Annotated in this window: 17 protein-coding genes; 4 read left to right on the forward strand and 13 right to left on the reverse strand. The window is 54.6% G+C overall.

All coding sequences use genetic code 11. The annotated features are described in order from the left end of the window. Window positions 1–52 precede the first annotated feature (52 nt). From pyrI to argF, 3 genes are all read right to left on the reverse strand, one after another. Complete coding sequence (gene pyrI / locus FD744_RS13945; RefSeq protein WP_034826475.1) at window positions 53–517, reverse strand: aspartate carbamoyltransferase regulatory subunit; 465 nt, start codon at window positions 515–517, stop codon at window positions 53–55. Between the two features lie 10 nt (window positions 518–527). Next, window positions 528–1,463 carry an aspartate carbamoyltransferase gene (gene pyrB, locus FD744_RS13950; RefSeq protein ID WP_034826472.1) on the reverse strand — a complete coding sequence of 312 codons (936 nt, stop codon included), beginning with the start codon at window positions 1,461–1,463 and terminating at the stop codon, window positions 528–530. 233 nt (window positions 1,464–1,696) lie between these two features. After that, a complete protein-coding gene (gene argF, locus FD744_RS13955; protein ID WP_160868499.1) occupies window positions 1,697–2,704 on the reverse strand; it encodes an ornithine carbamoyltransferase in 1,008 nt (335 codons plus the stop codon). Between the two features lie 163 nt (window positions 2,705–2,867). Between argF and rraB the strand changes: the two genes are divergently transcribed. After that, window positions 2,868–3,290 (forward strand): ribonuclease E inhibitor RraB, encoded by a 423-nt coding sequence (rraB, locus tag FD744_RS13960; RefSeq protein WP_034826466.1) that lies wholly within the window; start codon window positions 2,868–2,870, stop codon window positions 3,288–3,290. Window positions 3,291–3,349: 59 nt separating this feature from the next. After that, window positions 3,350–4,111 (forward strand): tRNA-(ms[2]io[6]A)-hydroxylase, encoded by a 762-nt coding sequence (locus tag FD744_RS13965; RefSeq protein ID WP_160868500.1) that lies wholly within the window; start codon window positions 3,350–3,352, stop codon window positions 4,109–4,111. A 33-nt stretch (window positions 4,112–4,144) separates the two neighbouring features. Here FD744_RS13965 and FD744_RS13970 read toward each other — a convergent pair whose 3' ends face one another. From FD744_RS13970 to pepA, 4 genes are all read right to left on the reverse strand, one after another. Further along, window positions 4,145–4,651 (reverse strand): GNAT family N-acetyltransferase, encoded by a 507-nt coding sequence (locus tag FD744_RS13970; protein WP_373424402.1) that lies wholly within the window; start codon window positions 4,649–4,651, stop codon window positions 4,145–4,147. A 63-nt stretch (window positions 4,652–4,714) separates the two neighbouring features. Continuing rightward, a complete protein-coding gene (locus FD744_RS13975) occupies window positions 4,715–7,570 on the reverse strand; it encodes a valine--tRNA ligase (protein ID WP_160868501.1) in 2,856 nt (951 codons plus the stop codon). Window positions 7,571–7,572: 2 nt separating this feature from the next. Continuing rightward, window positions 7,573–8,034, reverse strand: a complete 462-nt coding sequence (locus FD744_RS13980; RefSeq protein ID WP_058971041.1) for a DNA polymerase III subunit chi — start codon at window positions 8,032–8,034, stop codon at window positions 7,573–7,575. Between the two features lie 77 nt (window positions 8,035–8,111). Then, window positions 8,112–9,623 (reverse strand): leucyl aminopeptidase, encoded by a 1,512-nt coding sequence (gene pepA / locus FD744_RS13985; protein ID WP_034826455.1) that lies wholly within the window; start codon window positions 9,621–9,623, stop codon window positions 8,112–8,114. Between the two features lie 267 nt (window positions 9,624–9,890). Here pepA and lptF point away from each other — a divergent pair, with 267 nt between their 5' ends. Both lptF and lptG read left to right on the forward strand, forming a co-directional pair. After that, window positions 9,891–10,991 (forward strand): LPS export ABC transporter permease LptF, encoded by a 1,101-nt coding sequence (lptF, locus tag FD744_RS13990; protein ID WP_034826453.1) that lies wholly within the window; start codon window positions 9,891–9,893, stop codon window positions 10,989–10,991. Then, window positions 10,991–12,067: an LPS export ABC transporter permease LptG gene (lptG, locus tag FD744_RS13995; RefSeq protein WP_160868502.1), complete on the forward strand. Its 1,077-nt coding sequence runs from the start codon at window positions 10,991–10,993 to the stop codon at window positions 12,065–12,067. Before lptF ends, lptG begins: the two co-directional genes overlap by 1 nt. Window positions 12,068–12,171: 104 nt before the next feature. Here the strand turns inward: lptG and FD744_RS14000 are convergent, their stop codons facing one another. From FD744_RS14000 to FD744_RS14025, 6 genes are all read right to left on the reverse strand, one after another. Next, on the reverse strand, window positions 12,172–12,933 hold the full coding sequence (locus tag FD744_RS14000; protein ID WP_160868503.1) for a DeoR/GlpR family DNA-binding transcription regulator: 762 nt from the start codon (window positions 12,931–12,933) through the stop codon (window positions 12,172–12,174). A gap of 77 nt (window positions 12,934–13,010) precedes the next feature. After that, window positions 13,011–13,400: a VOC family protein gene (locus tag FD744_RS14005; RefSeq protein ID WP_160868504.1), complete on the reverse strand. Its 390-nt coding sequence runs from the start codon at window positions 13,398–13,400 to the stop codon at window positions 13,011–13,013. A 2-nt stretch (window positions 13,401–13,402) separates the two neighbouring features. Then, entirely contained in the window at window positions 13,403–14,734 is a 1,332-nt protein-coding gene (gene fucP, locus FD744_RS14010) for an L-fucose:H+ symporter permease (protein ID WP_160868505.1), read from the reverse strand. Next, a complete protein-coding gene (locus tag FD744_RS14015; protein ID WP_160868506.1) occupies window positions 14,731–16,248 on the reverse strand; it encodes an FGGY-family carbohydrate kinase in 1,518 nt (505 codons plus the stop codon). Before FD744_RS14015 ends, fucP begins: the two co-directional genes overlap by 4 nt. Window positions 16,249–16,288: 40 nt before the next feature. Continuing rightward, entirely contained in the window at window positions 16,289–17,002 is a 714-nt protein-coding gene (deoC, locus tag FD744_RS14020; RefSeq protein ID WP_160868507.1) for a deoxyribose-phosphate aldolase, read from the reverse strand. A 338-nt stretch (window positions 17,003–17,340) separates the two neighbouring features. Further along, the gene (locus FD744_RS14025) at window positions 17,341–18,618 is read right to left on the reverse strand and encodes a DUF445 domain-containing protein (protein ID WP_160868508.1); all 1,278 of its coding nucleotides are present in this window, start codon (window positions 18,616–18,618) and stop codon (window positions 17,341–17,343) included. Window positions 18,619–18,680: the final 62 nt, after the last annotated feature.

Consider the following 18,680-nt stretch of genomic DNA (forward strand, 5'->3'; position numbering starts at 1 on the left):
ACCTTTGTCAGCCGCGTATTGGTTCGCCCCATTATAGGGACGATAAGCACGATTACCAGTGACCGAGCACCACGTGGCGCGCGAACTCTTTCTCGCAATATTTGCACTTCAGGTGCACATCATCGTCACGCTGTTTCACCGCGAAGCTGCTGAATACTGGCTCACTGCGGCTAATGCAGTTGCTGTTCGGGCAGGTCAGCACACGCTCGACACGATCCGGTAAGGTTGGGGCGATTTTCGCCACCACTTCGTATTCATCAATGCGGTTAACCGTGGCGTGAGGCGCATACACCGCCAGCTGGTTAATCTGATCATCGGTCAGGAAGGTATTCTCGATCTTAATCAAATCCTTGCGCCCCATCTCACCTGAAGGCAGATTCAGTCCAATGGTGATGCGCTGGTCGGTCTCGGTCAGGCGAAACAGCGACAGTAATTTAAAACCGACCTGCGCAGGAATATGGTCGATTACCGTGCCACGCTTGATGGCTTCAACCTGCAATTTATTATCGTGAGTCATCGATTTCTCCTTACAGGGCCAGTTCGCTATTCAGTACCAGTGCCAGCAAAGCCTGGCGGGCGAAGATGCCGTTGCCCGCCTGCTGGAAATACCAGGCGTGCGGCGTGCTATCTACGTCAGTGGTGATCTCATCAATACGCGGCAACGGATGCAGCACTTTCATGTTGTCGCGTGCGCCGGCTAAATCGGCCGCGCGCAGGATGAACTGTGCTTTGACGTTGGCGTACTCAGACGGATCGAGACGCTCTTTCTGCACACGGGTCATATACAGGATGTCGAGTTCCGGCATCACTTCTTCGATGGTGTCGTGGCGCGTCCAGACTATGTTCTGCTCATCCAGCATATCGGTGATGTAGGCCGGCATCGCCAGCGCATCCGGCGCAATAAAGTAGAAACGGTTGCCGGTGAATTTCGCCAGCGCCTGGGTCAGCGAGTGCACGGTACGGCCATATTTTAGGTCACCGACCATCGCCACATTCAGGTTGTCGAGGCGACTCTGAGTTTCACGAATGGTGAACAGATCCAGCAGGGTTTGCGTCGGGTGCTGGTTGGCACCGTCACCGGCATTGAGAATTGGAATGCCGCTGGAGAATTCAGTCGCCAGGCGCGCGGCGCCTTCCTGCGGATGACGCATCACAATCGCATCGACATAAGTGCTGATCACCGAAATGGTGTCGGCCAGCGTTTCGCCTTTCTTACCCAGCGAGGTATTGCTGCCGTCGGCGAAGCCCACCACTGAAGCACCCAAACGATGCATAGCGGTTTCAAACGACAGGCGGGTGCGCGTCGAGGCTTCAAAGAAGCAGCTGGCGATCACGTTGTGCTTCAGCAGTTCCGGCTGGGGATGAGCCTTGAGCTGGGCAGCGGTGTGTAACACCAGCTCCAGTTCTTCGCGGTTGAGATCGTTAATGGAAATAATGTGCTTGCGATATAGCGGGTTGGCCATAGCGTTCTCCTCTGCGCTGCCGGATTGCGGACAAAAAAAAGCCCCTGCTTAAGGGGCTTTTTTTTACGATCAATGGTTGACGGAAAGAAACAGCGGCATCGCCTGTGGTCAGGCGGGGTAGAGCGGCAAATTGTGCGCTGCGCTGTTGCATGTTTCCTCCGGCAAATTGTGGCGCATTATACGCATTCACTGATTTGCATCAAGCAGAAATCGCCGCAAGGTAAACGTTTGCTTTATGGGTTACCCAGCGTAGCGACCATCACCGCTTTGATGGTATGCATGCGGTTTTCGGCCTGATCGAAAACAATGCTGTGCGCCGATTCAAACACCTCGTTACTCACTTCCATGCCGTCTTTCAGACCATACTGTTCAGCCATCTGACGGCCCAGCGTGGTTTGATCATCATGGAAGGCGGGCAGGCAGTGCAGGAATTTCACCTGTGGATTGCCGGTCAGCGCCAGCATCACGCTGTTTACCTGATACGGACGCAGCAGGGCGATACGCTCTTCCCATACCGATTTCGCTTCACCCATCGACACCCACACATCAGTGTAGATGAAATCCGCACCTTGTACGCCCTCGGCAATCTCTTCGGTCAGGGTGATTTTGCCACCGGTTTTCTGTGCTGCAACGCGACACTGTTCAACCAACTGCTCTTCCGGCCAGCAACCCTTCGGTGCCACCAGGCGCAGGTCCAGCCCTACCAGAGCTGCCGCTTCCAGCATGCTGTTGCCCATGTTGTTACGTGCGTCACCCACATATACCAACGTCATATCGCTCAATGGTTTACCTGGCAGATGTTCTTGCATGGTGAGCAAATCTGCCAGCAACTGCGTCGGGTGGAATTCCGTGGTCAATCCGTTCCACACCGGCACACCGGCAAATTCCGCCAGCGTTTCCACCAATTCCTGGCCGAAGCCACGATACTGAATGCCATCATACATGCGGCCTAATACGCGCGCGGTGTCTTTCATTGACTCTTTATGGCCGATTTGGCTGCCGCTTGGGCCGAGATAAGTCACGTTAGCGCCCTGATCGTATGCGGCAACTTCGAAAGAGCATCGGGTACGGGTCGAGTCTTTTTCGAAGATGAGCGCGATATTCTTGCCTTTCAGGTACTGCGTTTCGGTAGCATTTTTCTTAGCGTGTTTTAATTCACCTGCCAGACTTAACAGGTTGGCGATTTCAGCAGGGGTGAAATCCAGCAATCTCAGGAAGTGTCTCGAATACAGCTGACTCATACAGCGCTCCAGATGGGGACTAATAATGAATTAAAATTCAATCTAACCGTATGAATATGCATTTTCAACCCCGACGTTAAGAAACTTTCCGTTTTGTGTAGTGGCGCGCGAGGCAGTGTGGGAAAATAATTGCATTCACGTCGAACATTTTGAGGACACGCACATGGCATATGAAGCATTGCTGGAAGAACAGCGCGAAGAAACCCGCCTGATCATTGAAGAGTTGCTGGAAGACGGCAGCGATCCGGATGCGCTTTACACTATCGAGCATCACCTCTCTTGCAACAACTTCGACTCACTGGAGAAAGTCGCGGTTGAGGCTTTCAAACTGGGCTTTGAAGTGAGTGAGCCAGAAGAGCTGGAGCTGGAAGAGGGCGGCACGGTGATGTGTGTGGATATCCTGAGCGAAGGCGCATTGAAGCCAGAGCTGATTGATGCACAAGTTGAGCAACTGGTGAATCTGGCCGGTAAGTTCAACGTCGATTACGACGGCTGGGGCACTTACTTCGAAGACCCGGACGCGGAAGATGAAGACGACGATGGTGATTTCATCGACGACGAAGAAGACGACGGTGTGCGTCACTAAGTCTTAAACGGGCGGCGCTCGCCGCCCAGAACCACTTCCCCGCCAGATAAAGAACGCCGATGAATTACGCTCCCCTGTTAGAACCCATTTATGAATTCCTGCACTGCCGCACGCCACAAGCGTGGATTGACGAAGCGCGCAAGCCGGAAAACCTGACGCTGCTGTTAACCGATCACATGGTGTGCGAGTTAAAAGCGGCACAAACCGCAGTATTTATCATTCGTAAGTATGTAGCCGATAAACCCAGTGGCGATGCCATTCTGGCGTGGCTCAAGCCGTACGAAGATTTCATCTACCGTGAAGAGCCAGACAGCAACTTCATTAACGCGCATAAAAATCTGACCAAGAGCATCATTGTGCGTAACGAACTGCCGTGGGCGGATGATTTGGTCGAGATGATGATTCTGCTGATCAAAGAAGAGCTGCATCATTTTTATCAGGTGTGGGAAATCATGCAGTCGCGTGGTTTGCCGTATCGCAAAATCACTGCCAGCCGCTATGCCAAAGGGCTGATTCGTGAAATCCGTACGTTTGAACCTGAAGCGCTGGTGGATAAGCTGATTTGCGGGGCCTATATCGAAGCGCGATCCTGCGAGCGTTTTGCCAGCCTGGCGCCGTATCTGGATGAACAGCTGCAGAAGTTCTATATTTCGCTGCTGCGTTCTGAAGCGCGTCACTATCAGGATTATTTGAAGCTGGCGGAACAGATTTCAGCGAAGGATATTACACCGCGCGTGCAGGCGTTTGGTGTAGCGGAAGCGCGCTTAATCAGCGAGCCGGATGGTGAGTTGCGTTTCCACAGCGGTGTGCCTGCTTACTAAGTTGGGTGCGCAAATCTGCGCACCGCTTTTACATCACAACACTTTCAGCATCCGCACTTCACAATCGCCGTGCCCGGTACAGCCCATCGCGCTGTCGATCAGCTCAAAACCCAATGACTCATACAGCTTAATCGCGCGGGTTAGCGTGCCGGTGGTTTCCAGATAGCAGCGACGGAAACCCTGCTGACGCGCATACTCCATCGCCCGCAACGCCAGCGTACGCGCCAGCCCTAAACCGCGCACTTGGGGCAGGAAGTACATCTTCTGCAATTCGCAGATGTCCGGTGCGCTACACGCCAAAGGTGCCACGCCGCCGCCGCCCACAACACGTCCCTCATGCTCGACGATCCAGTAAGCGCTGTTCGCTTCGCTGTACAACTCGAACAGGCGATCCAGATTCGGATCGGACACGGTGTAGCCTTTGTCGGCGGTCAGGCCAAACTCTGCGGAGACATCACGGATCACTTGCGCAATCAGCGGATTATCGGCCGCAACAATCGGGCGCACCTGTAAATTCAGTGGCGTAGCGGTGGTCATCATTTTCTTCCGGTGTAAAAAAGCCGGGCAGTGCCCGGCTATGATTTAGCAATTGGACTGATGCGCTTACAATGCCGCAATCACGCCCTGCTGTTCAATCAGTTTTGCTTTTGATTGTTCCAGCTCAACGATGCGCTCGCGCTCTTTCGCCACCACCGCTTCCGGTGCACGTGCAACAAAGCCTTCGTTCGCCAGTTTGACCTGGATCTTCTCAATCTCGACATCCAGCTTGGTCAACTCTTTCGCCAGACGCTCCAGCTCGGCTTCTTTGTTGACCAGATCCGCCATTGGGATCAGCAACTCAGCGCCTTCGACGATCTTGGTGACCGAGACCGGACCTTTCTCGCCCGCAGGCAGAATGGTCAGGCTTTCAAGACGCGCAAGACGTGACAGGAAGCTACGGTTCTCATCGACACGACGCTGCGCGGTTGGCGAGCAGTCACGCAGCAACACATCCAGCGGTTTACCCGGTGCGATGTTCATTTCAGCACGGATGTTACGCACGGCCACGATCGCCTGCTTGATCCACTCGATATCCGCTTTGGCTTCCACATCTTCTTTCGCCGCATCAAACTGCGGGAACGGCTGAAGCATGATGGTGTCGTGATCGATATTCTTCAGACCTTTCACACGCTGCCAGATGGTTTCGGTGATGTAAGGAATGATTGGGTGCGCCAGGCGTAAGACCGCTTCCAGCACGGTAACCAGCGTATTACGCGTGCCGCGCAGTTCCGCTTCGCTGCCGTTGCTCATGACTGGCTTGGTCAGCTCCAGATACCAGTCACAGAACTGGTTCCAGGTGAAGTCGTACAGGATGTTGGCAGCGATATCAAAGCGATAGCTGTCCAGCGCTTCACGATAGGCTTTCACGGTGCTGTTGAATTCGGTCAGAATCCAGCGATCCGCCAGTGACAACTTCAGTTCGCCGCCGTTCTGCCCGCAATCATGCTCTTCGGTGTTCATCAGCACGAAACGGCTGGCGTTCCACAGCTTGTTACAGAAGTTGCGATAGCCTTCGAGACGCTTCATGTCCCAGTTGATGTCACGGCCAGTTGAGGCCAGTGCCGCCAGGGTAAAGCGCAGGGCATCGGTGCCTGATGCCACAATGCCGTCCGGGAACTGCTTCTCGGTACGTTTGCGGATCTTCTCAGCCAACTGCGGCTGCATCATGTTGCCGGTGCGTTTCTCCAGCAGATCTTCCAGCGAAATGCCGTCGATCATATCCAGTGGATCGATGACGTTGCCTTTCGACTTGGACATCTTCTGGCCTTCTTCATCACGGATCAAACCGGTCATATACACGGTTTTGAACGGCACCTGTGGCTTGCCGTCTTCATCTTTGATGAAGTGCATGGTCAGCATGATCATGCGCGCAATCCAGAAGAAGATGATGTCGAAGCCGCTCACCAACACGCTGGTTGGGTGGAAGGTACGCAGCGCTTCGGTATTCTCTGGCCAGCCAAGGGTCGAGAAGGTCCACAGGCCTGATGAGAACCAGGTGTCCAGCACGTCGTCGTCCTGGCGCAGCACCACAACGTCAGCCAGGTTATTTTCCTGACGCACTTCGGCTTCAGTACGACCCACATAGACGTTGCCGTCGTTGTCATACCAGGCCGGGATGCGATGTCCCCACCACAGCTGACGCGAGATGCACCAATCCTGAATGTCACGCATCCATGAGAAGTACATGTTTTCATACTGTTTTGGCACAAACTGGATGTCGCCGTTTTCGACCGCTTCTACCGCAACTTTCGCCAGTGGAGCCGTGCGCACATACCATTGGTCAGTCAGCATTGGCTCGATCACCACGCCGCCACGGTCGCCGTAAGGCACGGTCAGATCGTGTGGTTTGATTTCATCCAGCAGGCCGAGTTCATCAACCGCAGCCACCATGGCTTTACGCGCCGCGAAACGCTCCATTTTCTGGAACTGCGCTGGGATCTCATCGGCGCACTCGTCGCTGACTTCGCCATTGGTGTCGAACACTTCCGCACGCTCGCGGATATCGCCATCAAAGGTCAGGATGTTGATCATTGGCAGCTTGTGACGACGACCGACTTCATAGTCGTTGAAGTCATGCGCTGGGGTGATCTTCACGCAGCCGGTGCCTTTTTCCATGTCCGCGTGCTCATCGCCGACGATCGGAATGCGACGGTTCACCAGCGGCAGGATCAGTTCTTTACCGATCAGATCTTTATAGCGCGGATCTTCCGGGTTCACCGCCACGCCGGTATCGCCCAGCAGGGTTTCCGGACGAGTGGTGGCGACCACCAGATAATCTTTGCCTTCTGCGGTTTTCACGCCATCCGCCAGCGGGTAGCGTATATGCCACATTGAGCCTTTGCTCTCGCGGTTTTCCACTTCCAGGTCGGAGATAGCGGTACGCAGTTTTGGATCCCAGTTCACCAGGCGTTTGCCACGGTAAATCAGATTCTCTTTATACAGGCGCACGAAGACTTCACGCACCGCATTCGACAGGCCTTCATCCATGGTGAAGCGTTCGCGCTCCCAATCCACGGAGTTGCCAAGGCGACGCATCTGACGGGTAATAGTGCCGCCAGACTCTGCTTTCCACTGCCAGATTTTGTCGATGAAAGCATCACGGCCGTAATCCTGGCGAGTTTTGCCCTCTTCAGCGGCGATCTTGCGCTCAACCACCATCTGCGTCGCGATACCGGCATGGTCAGTACCTGCCTGCCACAGGGTGTTTTTACCCTGCATACGCTGGTAACGAATCATGGTATCCATGATGGTCTGCTGGAAAGCGTGACCCATATGCAAGCTGCCGGTGACGTTCGGCGGCGGGATCATGATGCAAAAGCTTTCCTGGCTGGTGTCGCCATTCGGTTTAAAGTAGCCCTGCTGTTCCCAGTGCTCGTAGAGCGGCTGCTCGATATCTTGCGGGTTATATGTCTTTTCCATTTCTACACTGTCGTTTGCGGCGGAGGTGGCGTCGCCGTATTCAATTGGAAACCAACGCTGCGATAGGCTTTATAGCGGTCGCGCGCCAGTTGTTTTAGGGATTCTTCGTAAGGTACGAAGTCTATCACTTCATGGAAACCAGTAGCAAAATCTGCGAACTGTGGCAGCAGGCTAATCAGCAGGTCACGCGGGGAACTGCCGCGACGCTGCGGCCAGGCTAATTCCACCGGTGCGCCGTATCGCGGGCCTTCACCGGCCAGATTGTGCGGCACAAAAGCGTTGGCCGGGCGCTGCCAGAGTGCTTCATCCAGGCGATTGGCCTGCTCTTCATTTTCACAGGCAATCAGGATGCGTTTGCCGTCACGCCAGCGTGTTTCGGCCAGATCGCACACCAGTGCTTCGATGGCGCTGAGGCCGTCGCTGGCGCTTTCTGACTCCATCACATAGAAGGTGGCGTTTTTCATGGCAAGCTTATTTCCATTAATGACAGTGGGGCGCATTTTGCGCCCCATGAGTTCATACGTCTATCTTTGAACCGCGATTAATCGTCGCCGTTCAATCCTGCGCGGTTCAACAGGAACTGCGACAGCAGCGGAACCGGGCGGCCGGTGGCGCCTTTGGCCTTGCCAGAACGCCATGCGGTACCCGCGATGTCCAGGTGCGCCCAGTTAAACTTACGCGCAAAACGCGCCAGGAAACAGGCTGCAGTGATGGCACCGCCGGGACGGCCGCCAATGTTTGCCATATCAGCAAAATTGGATTCCAGCTGCTCCTGATACTCATCTGCCATCGGCAGACGCCACGCGCGGTCACCTGCTTGTTCTGAGGCGCTGATCAGCTCGTGCGCCAGCGGATTATGGTTCGACATCAAACCGCTGACGTGATGGCCGAGCGCAATCACGCAGGCACCGGTCAGGGTCGCGACGTCAATCACCACTTCTGGCTCGAAGCGCTCCACGTAAGTCAGCGCGTCGCACAGCACCAGACGGCCTTCCGCATCGGTATTCAGCACTTCAACGGTCTGGCCTGACATGGTGGTCAGCACATCGCCTGGACGCATCGAACGACCATCCGGCATGTTCTCACAACCCACCAGTACGCCGACGACGTTCAGCGGCAGATTGAGTTCCGCCACCATGCGCATCACGCCGTACACGGACGCCGCGCCGCACATGTCGTACTTCATTTCATCCATCGAATCGGCCGGTTTGATCGAGATACCACCGGAATCGAAGGTCAGGCCTTTACCCACCAGCACAATTGGACGCGCTTCCGGATCGGTGCTGCCTTTGTACTCAATTACCGACATCAGCGATTCGTTGTGTGAGCCGGCCCCGACCGCCAGATACGCGTTCATGCCCAGCTCTTTCATCTGCTGTTCGCCGATGACACGGGTAGTGACATTTTTGCTGTAAGCATCTGCCAACTGGCGCGCCTGTGACGCCAGATACGCGGCGTTACAAATATTTGGCGGCATATTGCTGAGGTCTTTGGCGGCTCTGACGCCGGCTGCCACTGCTAAACCATGCTGAATCGCACGTTCACCGCTGGTGAGTTCACGACGGGTTGGCACGTTGAACACCAGCTTGCGCAGTGGACGGCGCGGTTCAACTTTATTGCTTTTCAGCTGATCGAAGTTGTAGAGCGCTTCTTTTGAGGTTTCAACCGCCTGGCGGACTTTCCAGTAAGTGTTACGCCCTTTAACATGCAGTTCGGTCAGGAAGCACACCGCTTCCATCGAACCGGTGTCGTTCAGCGTATTAATGGTCTTCTGAATCACCTGTTTATACTGGCGTTCATCCAGCTCGCGCTCTTTACCGCAGCCGATCAACAGGATGCGTTCAGACAGGATGTTAGGCACATGGTGCAGCAGCAATGTCTGACCGACTTTGCCTTCCAGTTCACCGCGACGCAGCAGGGCGCTGATGTAGCCGTCGCTGATTTTATCCAGCTGTTCAGCAATGGGTGACAAACGGCGCGGTTCGAAAACGCCTACAACAATGCAGGCGCTACGCTGTTTTTCCGGGCTACCGCTTTTTACACTGAACTCCATGCACTCTCCTGAATCTTAAAGACAACGGCCTTAGCTGTCGTTAGAATGTAGCGCGTTCGTAACCCATTATTTTTAGCGGCGCCATGACAATTTAACGCCGACGGTCATAATGAGATGTGGTGGCAATGTGTTGTTTTTTCACCACCCTAACGCGTTCGTCATACTATTTTAGCTACGATGACGGCCATTGATGAAGAAAAATGGCTGATAAGCGTTGAAACTAGCGATTTTCCTGCAAAAAGACAAGTTATCACAGGCGTACTAAGCGTGATCATCATTAGATATCTGGTTCGGGAAACGCTCAAAAGCCAGCTGGCTATCCTGTTCATCCTGCTACTGATCTTCTTTTGCCAGAAGTTAGTCAGGATTTTGGGTGCAGCGGTGGATGGCGAGATCCCAACAAATCTGGTTCTGACATTGTTAGGACTTGGCGTGCCTGAAATGGCACAACTTATCCTGCCCCTAAGCTTGTTTCTGGCGATTTTAATGACTCTTGGGCGGCTGTACACCGAAAGTGAGATCACGGTGATGCATGCCTGCGGCCTGGGGAAAAGCGTGCTGGTCAAGGCCGCGATGATCCTGATGCTGCTGACTTCAGCGGTCGCAGCGGTCAACGTCCTTTGGTTAGGGCCATGGTCATCGCGTTACCAGGATGAAGTCACACAAAATGCCAAAGCCAACCCTGGCGCAGCGGCGCTGGCAGCGGGCCAGTTTCAGACCTCCAGCGACGGTAATACCGTGCTGTTTGTCGAGAACGTCAAAGGCAACACGTTTGGTAACGTGTTCCTGGCGCAGCTGCGTCCAAAAGGTAATGCGCGCCCATCCGTGGTGCTGGCTGACAGCGGTCATATGGAGCAGCGCAAAGACGGCTCACAAGTGGTGACGCTGGATAAAGGCACGCGCTTCGAGGGCACTGCGATGCTGCGCGATTTCCGCATCACCGACTTCACCAACTACCAGGCGCTGGTGGGCTATAAAGAAGCCACGCTCGATCCGAATGATGCCGATCAGGCGAGCATTAGCACGCTGTACCAAAACAAAACGCCGCAGTTCCAGGCCGAGTTCCATTGGCGTTTAACGCTGGTGTTTGCGGTGCTGGTGATGGCGTTGATGGTGGTGCCACTCAGCGTGGTCAACCCTCGTCAGGGGCGTGTGCTGTCAATGCTGCCTGCGATGCTGCTGTATCTGATCTTCTTCCTGCTGCAGAGTTCGTTACGTTCTAACGCAGCGAAAGGCAAGTTCGATCCCGCGATTTGGATGTGGGTAGTGAACCTGGCTTATCTGGCGCTGGCCGTGATGTTGAACCTGTGGGATACGGTACCGATGCGACGCATTCGTGGTCGCTTTAGTCGTGGAGGATCGCAGTAATGTTTAAGGTCCTTGACCGCTATATCGGCAAAACCATCTTCAACACCATCATGCTGACGCTGTTCATGCTGGTGTCGCTATCGGGCATCATCAAATTTGTCGATCAGCTACGTAAAACCGGGCAGGGCGCTTACACCGCGCTCGACGCCGGTTACTACACGCTGCTCAGCGTACCGAAAGATATTGAGATCTTCTTCCCGATGGCCGCACTCTTGGGTGCATTGTTGGGTTTGGGAACGCTAGCGCAGCGCAGCGAGCTGGTGGTGATGCAGGCATCGGGCTTTACCCGTATGCAGGTGGCGCTGGCGGTGATGAAAACCGCGATTCCGCTGGTGCTGTTGACCATGGCTATCGGCGAATTTGTGGCACCGCAGGGCGAGCAGATGGCGCGTAACTACCGTGCGCAGCAGCTGTACGGCGGCTCGCTGATGTCGACGCAGAATGGGCTGTGGGCGAAAGACGGCCATGACTTTATCTACATCGAACGCATCAAAGGCGACAGCGAGATTGATGGCGTCAGCATTTACACCTTCACCGATCAGCGCCGTCTGCTCAGCGTGCGTTATGCCGCCAGTGCGACCTGGAACAAAGACAAGAAGTTGTGGCAGCTGTCGCAGGTGGATGAGTCCAACCTGAGTGATGCGAAGCAGATTACCGGTTCGCAAAGTCTGGGTGGGGAGTGGAAAACCAACCTGACGCCTGACAAACTCGGCGTGGTCGCGCTGGATCCGGATGCGCTGTCCATTAGCGGTCTGTACAACTACAGCAAATACCTTAAGCAGAGTGGCCAGGTGTCAGGGCGTTATCTGCTGAACATGTGGGGTAAAATCTTCCAGCCGCTGTCCGTGGCGGTGATGATGCTGATGGCGCTGTCGTTTATCTTTGGTCCGCTGCGTAGCGTGTCGATGGGCGTGCGCGTGGTGACGGGTATCAGCTTCGGCTTCCTGTTCTACGTGCTGGATCAGATCTTCGGTCCGTTAAGTCTGGTGTATGGCATCCCGCCGATTCTGGGGGCGCTATTGCCGAGCGCCGCGTTCTTTGCCATCAGCTTGTACCTGCTGATGAAGCGCAGTTAATTACTCGTCACAACCACGCCGTTACAGCAATGGATTTACGCTTGTAGCGGCGTGCGGATTCTCTCTATCAAGTCCTGCACTGAACTCTCTATTACGTTCTGAACTCAATTCTCAATGGTGACCAACGCTATCCCAGCTTGCTGCCAGATTTCGGCATCTTCTGGTAACGTATCCATCACCAGCATATCGACCTGATCGCAGCGTGCGAACTGCGCCAGCGAGGTATTTCCCAGCTTACTACTGTCGCATACCACGATAACCTGACTGGCGTGTTCAATGATGGTGCGCTTGCTCTCCGCCAGCATGATGTCTGCAACACACGCTCCTTGCTTGAGCGAAATGCCATTCACCGCCATAAAGGCTTTATCCACGTTGAGATGATCCATCATCTGGCCGCCCGCTGCCGGAATCACACAGTGGTAACCTTTTTTCACCATGCCACCGAGCAGCACCAGTTGCACGCCGCTGGCTTCTTCCAGCACGCGGGCGATGGCAAAATCATTGGTAATAACGGTGAGATTTTTACGATCGCGTAAGTGATGTGCGATATGCAGTGTGGTCGTGCCCGTATCAAGTACGATGATATCGCCGTCTTCGACCAACTGTGCGGCCCGCGCACCGATGCGAGCTTTGGCATCAATATGCAAACTTTCCCGCAGATCCGAGCCCATTTCAAAGCTGGCTCGGGTACGCAGAATCGCGCCACCGTGCGTGCGTGTCAGCTGACCTGACTCTTCCATCAGGCGAAGATCGGTACGAATGGTCGCTCCAGAAACGTTGAAGCGTTCGCTCATTTCGCCAACCGAGATTTTGCGTTTCTCTTTCAGAATGGCGAGGATTTTTTCTTGTCTTTCCTCAAGATACATATTGGCCTCAGACGTGGGAAAACCGCATCACTCTATCGCAGCTTCCGGGCGGCGTGAACTCCGCCCGGATAATTCACTTAACGGTTAAGCGGCTGCAGAAACTCCACGCGTTCACCGTCTGGTCCGGCAATCATAAAATAACGGCTGCCCGCAGGATGATCGCATGGCCCTTCGACTAACGGATAACCCAGCGATCTTACCCATTTTTCCGTAGCTGCGAGGTCCTCAACCTGCCACGCGAGATGATCAACACCACTATCTTCCACTGCACGTGCATCAGTTTGCCACGGCAATTGATAGAGCTCTAATACAATGCCTTTCTGTTGTAAGAATGCGATGGCAATCGTGCCACGCGGTTCCGGAATATCCAGCTGGCGTTGAAACTCAAAGCCCAGCGACTGATAAAAATGACGTGCTGTTACGATGTTCTGCGTACGTAATCCTATGTGCGCTAATGATTTGATCATGTTCAAACTCCCTTACGCTGGCACCAGAAGCCGAAGAAGGCCACATAGGCAAAACACACCAAAGGGATGATAAAGGCGAACTGCATATCGCCACCGTTCATATCTGACATGATGCCCATCACCAGCGGAATCACCGCGCCGCCAATAATGGACATCACCACAATCGATCCTGCCAGTTGAGTTTCTGCGCCCATGCCTTTAATGGTTAAGCCGAAGTTTGTCGGCCAGCACAGCGCCATACAGAAATTCACTCCCATAATGGCGACGACGGCCGCCATGCTTTTCTGGCTGACGGCAAACAGTAACAGCATGACGCACAACGAACAGAACACGCCGAGTAGCAGCGCCGGACTGTAGCGCTTCATTAACGCTGTGGTGACCACTTTGCCTGCTGAGTAGCAAAGCAACGTAGCGATTAACCACCAGGTGGCCGAGTGCTCGGTTGTACCATGCTCAATCAGTTGCACGAAACGGATGGTGAAGCTCCATAGACCCACCTGCGCACCGACGTAGAGGAACTGTGAGAGCACACCCATTCGGAATCGCGGAACCGCCCATAGTTTTTTTAGCGACTGCATCAGCGGCTCTTTTACCGCATCTGCTTTTGCGATGGGTTTGCATGCCGGGAACTTTACCGCGACAAACACCAGCGCCAGCACCACCAGAATCGACCCGATGATCAGGTACGGTGTGACGACTTGAGACACCATTTGCTGACGAATCGCATCCGCTGCTTCAGCCGGCAGCGCCGCCAGTTGATCGTGGGTCAAATCGTCCTTATTAAAGATCAGCTGTTGACCAATCACCACGCCCATAATCACGCCGACCGAGTTAAAGATCTGCGAGAAGTTAATACGTTGAGTAGAGGTTTCTGCGGTCCCGAGCAGGCTCGAATAGGTGTTGGCAGACGTTTCGAGGAACGACAATCCGCTGGCGATCACGCCAAGGCAACCAAGAAATGCGGCGTATGTCATGGCATGGGCTGCCGGAATGAACAGGAAGCAACCCGCAGCGTACAAACAAAGCCCGATGATGATCGCCACTTTGTAGGAGTAGCGCTTAATGACCGCCGCGGCGGGCAACGCTACGAGGAAGTAGCCAAGGAAGAAGATTGACTGCACCAGCGCGGTTTGCGTATCACTCAGGTCAAAGCCCTTTTTAAACTGAGCAATCAGGATGTCATTAAGATTGCCCGCCATGCCCCATAAAGCAAACAGGCAGCATACCATCAAGAGTTGCAGCCACGGCGTGGCTGGCAGATAGGCGCTACGATCCAGGGTTTCACCGTGCGCGCTTGCCACCTGATCCTGCTTCTTAATCACTATTTCGCTCATGATCCCTGCTCCTCAAAACAGGCGGACGCGGCATCGAGACGATCCCAAAGCGGTTGTGCCTGTACATAAAGTTGGTCGAAGATATCGAACTGACGTTGGTAGGCTGCATGCAGGCGGGCATCGGGTAGGATTTCACCGGCAATCTGCACCATGCGTTGTACCCCGTGGCCGAGGTCATTGAAGTGGCCGATGCCTGTGGCAGCGAGAATGGCGCAGCCCAGCGTACCGTTTTCCTGGTTGGCGGTTTGCAAAATAGGGCGGTTATATACCGAGGCTTTGATGCTCAGCCACAATTCGCTGCGCGATCCGCCGCCAGAGGCAATAATGCTATCCGGCATGTTGCAACATTCACTGAGCTGACGCAGATTGCGCCATGAGGCAAACGCTACGCCTTCCAGCACCGCACGATACAGGTGGCCTGCCTCATGCCGGCGCTGTAATCCAAATAGCTGCCCGCGCGAGTTGCATTTCTCTGCCAGGCGTTCGCCCGTGAGATACGGCAGGAATAGCAATCCCTCTGCGCCCGGTTTCTTTTCTGCAGCAAGGCGCAGCATCTCAGGATGCGAATGCTGACCGCCGCCGAACGCTTCACGCGCCCAGCGCATGGCATCGCCACCGGCATCCAGCAAGGTAAAGCCGCCCCACGCCTCGTTGCTGAGGTGCAGATTATTCACTTGCGTATGCAACAGCGGCGCATGGCTCACCACGGTAATTATGGTTGAAGTACCCGTGCTGTCAGATGCCTGGCCAGGTTGGTAAACACCTGAACCGAGCAGGCTGGCAGCCATATCGGCCGTGCCTGCTACGACCGGAATGCCCGGCCTCAAACCCGTTTCCCGTGCAGCTTCCTGACTGATAGCGCCAATCACGTCACTGGCGGCATGGATCTTCGGCAGCAAACTGGCCGGGAGTTGAAAACGGTCGAGCGCAGCACTTGACCACTGGCGTGTGGCGCTATCCATCAGGTAATAGCACGAGGCTTCGCTGTAATCGGTCGCACGAACGCCGGTTAAACGAAAGTTGATAAAATCTTTCGGCATTAACACGCTGGCGACACGCGACCACAAATCAGGATGATGCTCACGGATCCACAGCAACTTAAATGCTGGCCACGCGGGCGTAGGGGGATTATTAAGATGCTCAAGCCAAAACAACGCATCTTCCTGTTCCCGGAAGGCGGCAACCTGCGACCAGGCGCGTTTGTCATTCCACAGCAGCGCACGGTCTTCAACCAGGTGGCCTGCGCTATCCAGTAGCACCGTGCCATGCATTTGCCCACAGACCGCAATCGCCGCCACCTGTGTCATTTCAGCGCCAAAGCGCGTATTCAGTTCCCGGATGCCGTCGCAAACAGATAACCACCACAGCGAGGGGGCTTGCTCTACCCATCCTGGCTGCGGGCTTGTCTGTGCATATTCACGTTGGGCAAAACCGATAATATCGCCATCGGTCGTCACAAGGGCAGCGCGTGCGCTGCCTGTTCCAATATCGAGGGTAAGAAGTAATTTTTTCATTATTCACTCCATATTACGCCGGAGAGTTGCAGCGTTTTGTTCAGTCCTGAGCCAGTTCCGGGAACAGTGATGGATCCTGTTCCAGTTGCGCGAGCACTTTTTCAGTGGCGCTGGCACTCATGCCAAAGCGACGAACGCCGAGGCGGTAAAGCGTGCGGATAGTATCGAGGTCGCGGATGCCGCCCGATCCTTTAATGCGCAGACGTCCTTGCAGCTGATCGGCTATGATCGCCACTTTCTCTTCCGTCGCGCCGCTAGCTGCCCAACCGGTCGAGGTCTTAATCCACTTCATGCCCGCTTCCACCGCAATATCACATACGCGGCGAATCTGCTGTTCGTCGAGGTAATGGGTTTCGAGGATCACTTTGGCTTCAATAGGTGCCGCCGCTTCCACTACGCGTTGGAGATCCTGTTTCACTTCATCAAAACGCCCGGACAACACTTTGCCGATGTTCACCACCATATCGACCTCACGCGCGCCGTCGCAGATCAGATGACGTACTTCCTGCACTTTGGTCTCGGTCGCGTGGCCGCCGCTTGGGAAACCAACCGGGCCGCCGATCATGATGTCTCCACGACCTTGTTCTGGCAGTAAGGTGCTGAGGAATCGCGTCCAGCAAGGCAATACGTGAATGGCAATAATGTTGTAGCGGATCGCCAATTCGGCGCATTGACGGATGTCGGCTTCAGTGTTGGTGGCCTGCACGGCGCTGAGATCGATCATGCGCGCCATTTGTTGAGTGATACGGTTCATTTTCTTTTCCTTTCATGTTAATGCGAAATATGACAATAAATGAAAGTTAAAGTGAAGGTAAATGCAAGTTAAGAGATCTGTGATCCAGCAAGTAAAAATAAGTGAAAGTAAATTCAAACAAGAGGAACAGGGCGATGCGGTAATGCGCAAGACACTGCGCCATTACTGAGTGTGTAGGATATGAAATCTGCGTCTGCATCCCGCAAACTTCGTTGCGATGCTTTCACATGTCGGACATTTTTAAGCTGAGGTCTGCAGGCCGCCCAGAACGGGCGCGCCAGGGTTCGCCTCTACAACATGACCGTAAAGGCGAGATCTATTGTGCGTCTTTGCAAGAGTTAGAGCAGCGGCTGAATCCACGAAGGTAGCTGCGACAACAAGTACAATACTAACCCAATGGTGCCACCCACCAACGTGCCGTTAATGCGGATAAACTGCAGATCGCGGCCAATGTTCAACTCAATCTGTTGTGACATCTCCCGCGCATCCCAGCTCTTCACGGTATCGCTGATGTGGCGCGTCAGGAATTCGGCGAACTCTGGTGCAATGCTGCGGGCGGCATCTTCCAGGTGTTGATTCATCGAGATACGCAGCGATTCATCTGCTGCCAGCGTTTCGCCGAACCATAGCGCGGCAAGACGCACGCGCTCCTGCACGCGGGAATCTTCACTGCTAAGATCGGCCTTCAGCCAGCTACGCAGATCCTGCCATAGCTCGCCGATATAGCGATTCAGTGTTTCATCCTCTTTCAGCCAGTTTTTGATCACCTCGGCACGTTCGGCCATTTCGGGGTCGGTTTTTAGCTTCTCAATTAACCGCTGAACTGCGCGGTCAAATCCCAGACGCAGCTCGTGCCCCTGATTGATCGCCACTTCATCGAGAATCGAATCGACCGCGTTGGCCACGACATCAGCACTGTGCTCACCCAGCCATTCGGTGGGCAGCATTTTGGCTTTGATGGGATGTTCGCGCTTCAGCCAGCGCACAATCTGAGCCGCGATAAATTCACGCGTGCCAGGCTTATGCAGCAGACGCAGCAGCTGTTGTACTGCGGCATCGAGCAGTTCCTGATGGCGATTGTTTTTGGTCAGGCTGTCGAGCAGCAGTGCGCTGGATTGCGTCAGATCGACCTTATCCAGTGCGCGATGCACGGCACGCCGCAGGAAGCGCTGGATGCGTTCATCATCCGTGAGATCAAGGAAGCCGCGCATCACCTGCAACAGATGGCGACCAATGCGATCGGCGTTGCCCGGCGTGTTGAGCCAGTGCGCCAGCATCTGCGAGGGATCGTGGCGGCGAATCAGCGCCAGCAACGAATCGGTATCGAGAAATTTCTCCTGCACAAAGCGGCCAAGATTCTCCCCGATGCGATCCTTATTGCGCGGAATAATCGCCGTGTGCCGCGAGATAAACGGCACCGGCACGCGACGAAACAGCGCGACCACCGCAAACCAGTCGGCCAGCGCACCGACCATGGCCGCTTCAGCAATGGCCTTGAGACCAAGCACCCAAAAATTGGGTGGCAGAAACAGCGTCACGACAAAAGTCGCTGCGGCAACCAGCAGCAATGCGAGCGCCAGACGCTTGCTCCGTTTGAGTTGTTGATATTTATCCATATAACGATCTTAGCAGACCACACCTTAAGGTGGCGGCGCGAATCATTGCACCTATTCAATCA

It is taken from the genome of Pantoea sp. Taur (assembly GCF_009830025.1).
In the GTDB taxonomy this organism is placed as follows: domain Bacteria; phylum Pseudomonadota; class Gammaproteobacteria; order Enterobacterales; family Enterobacteriaceae; genus Pantoea; species Pantoea communis.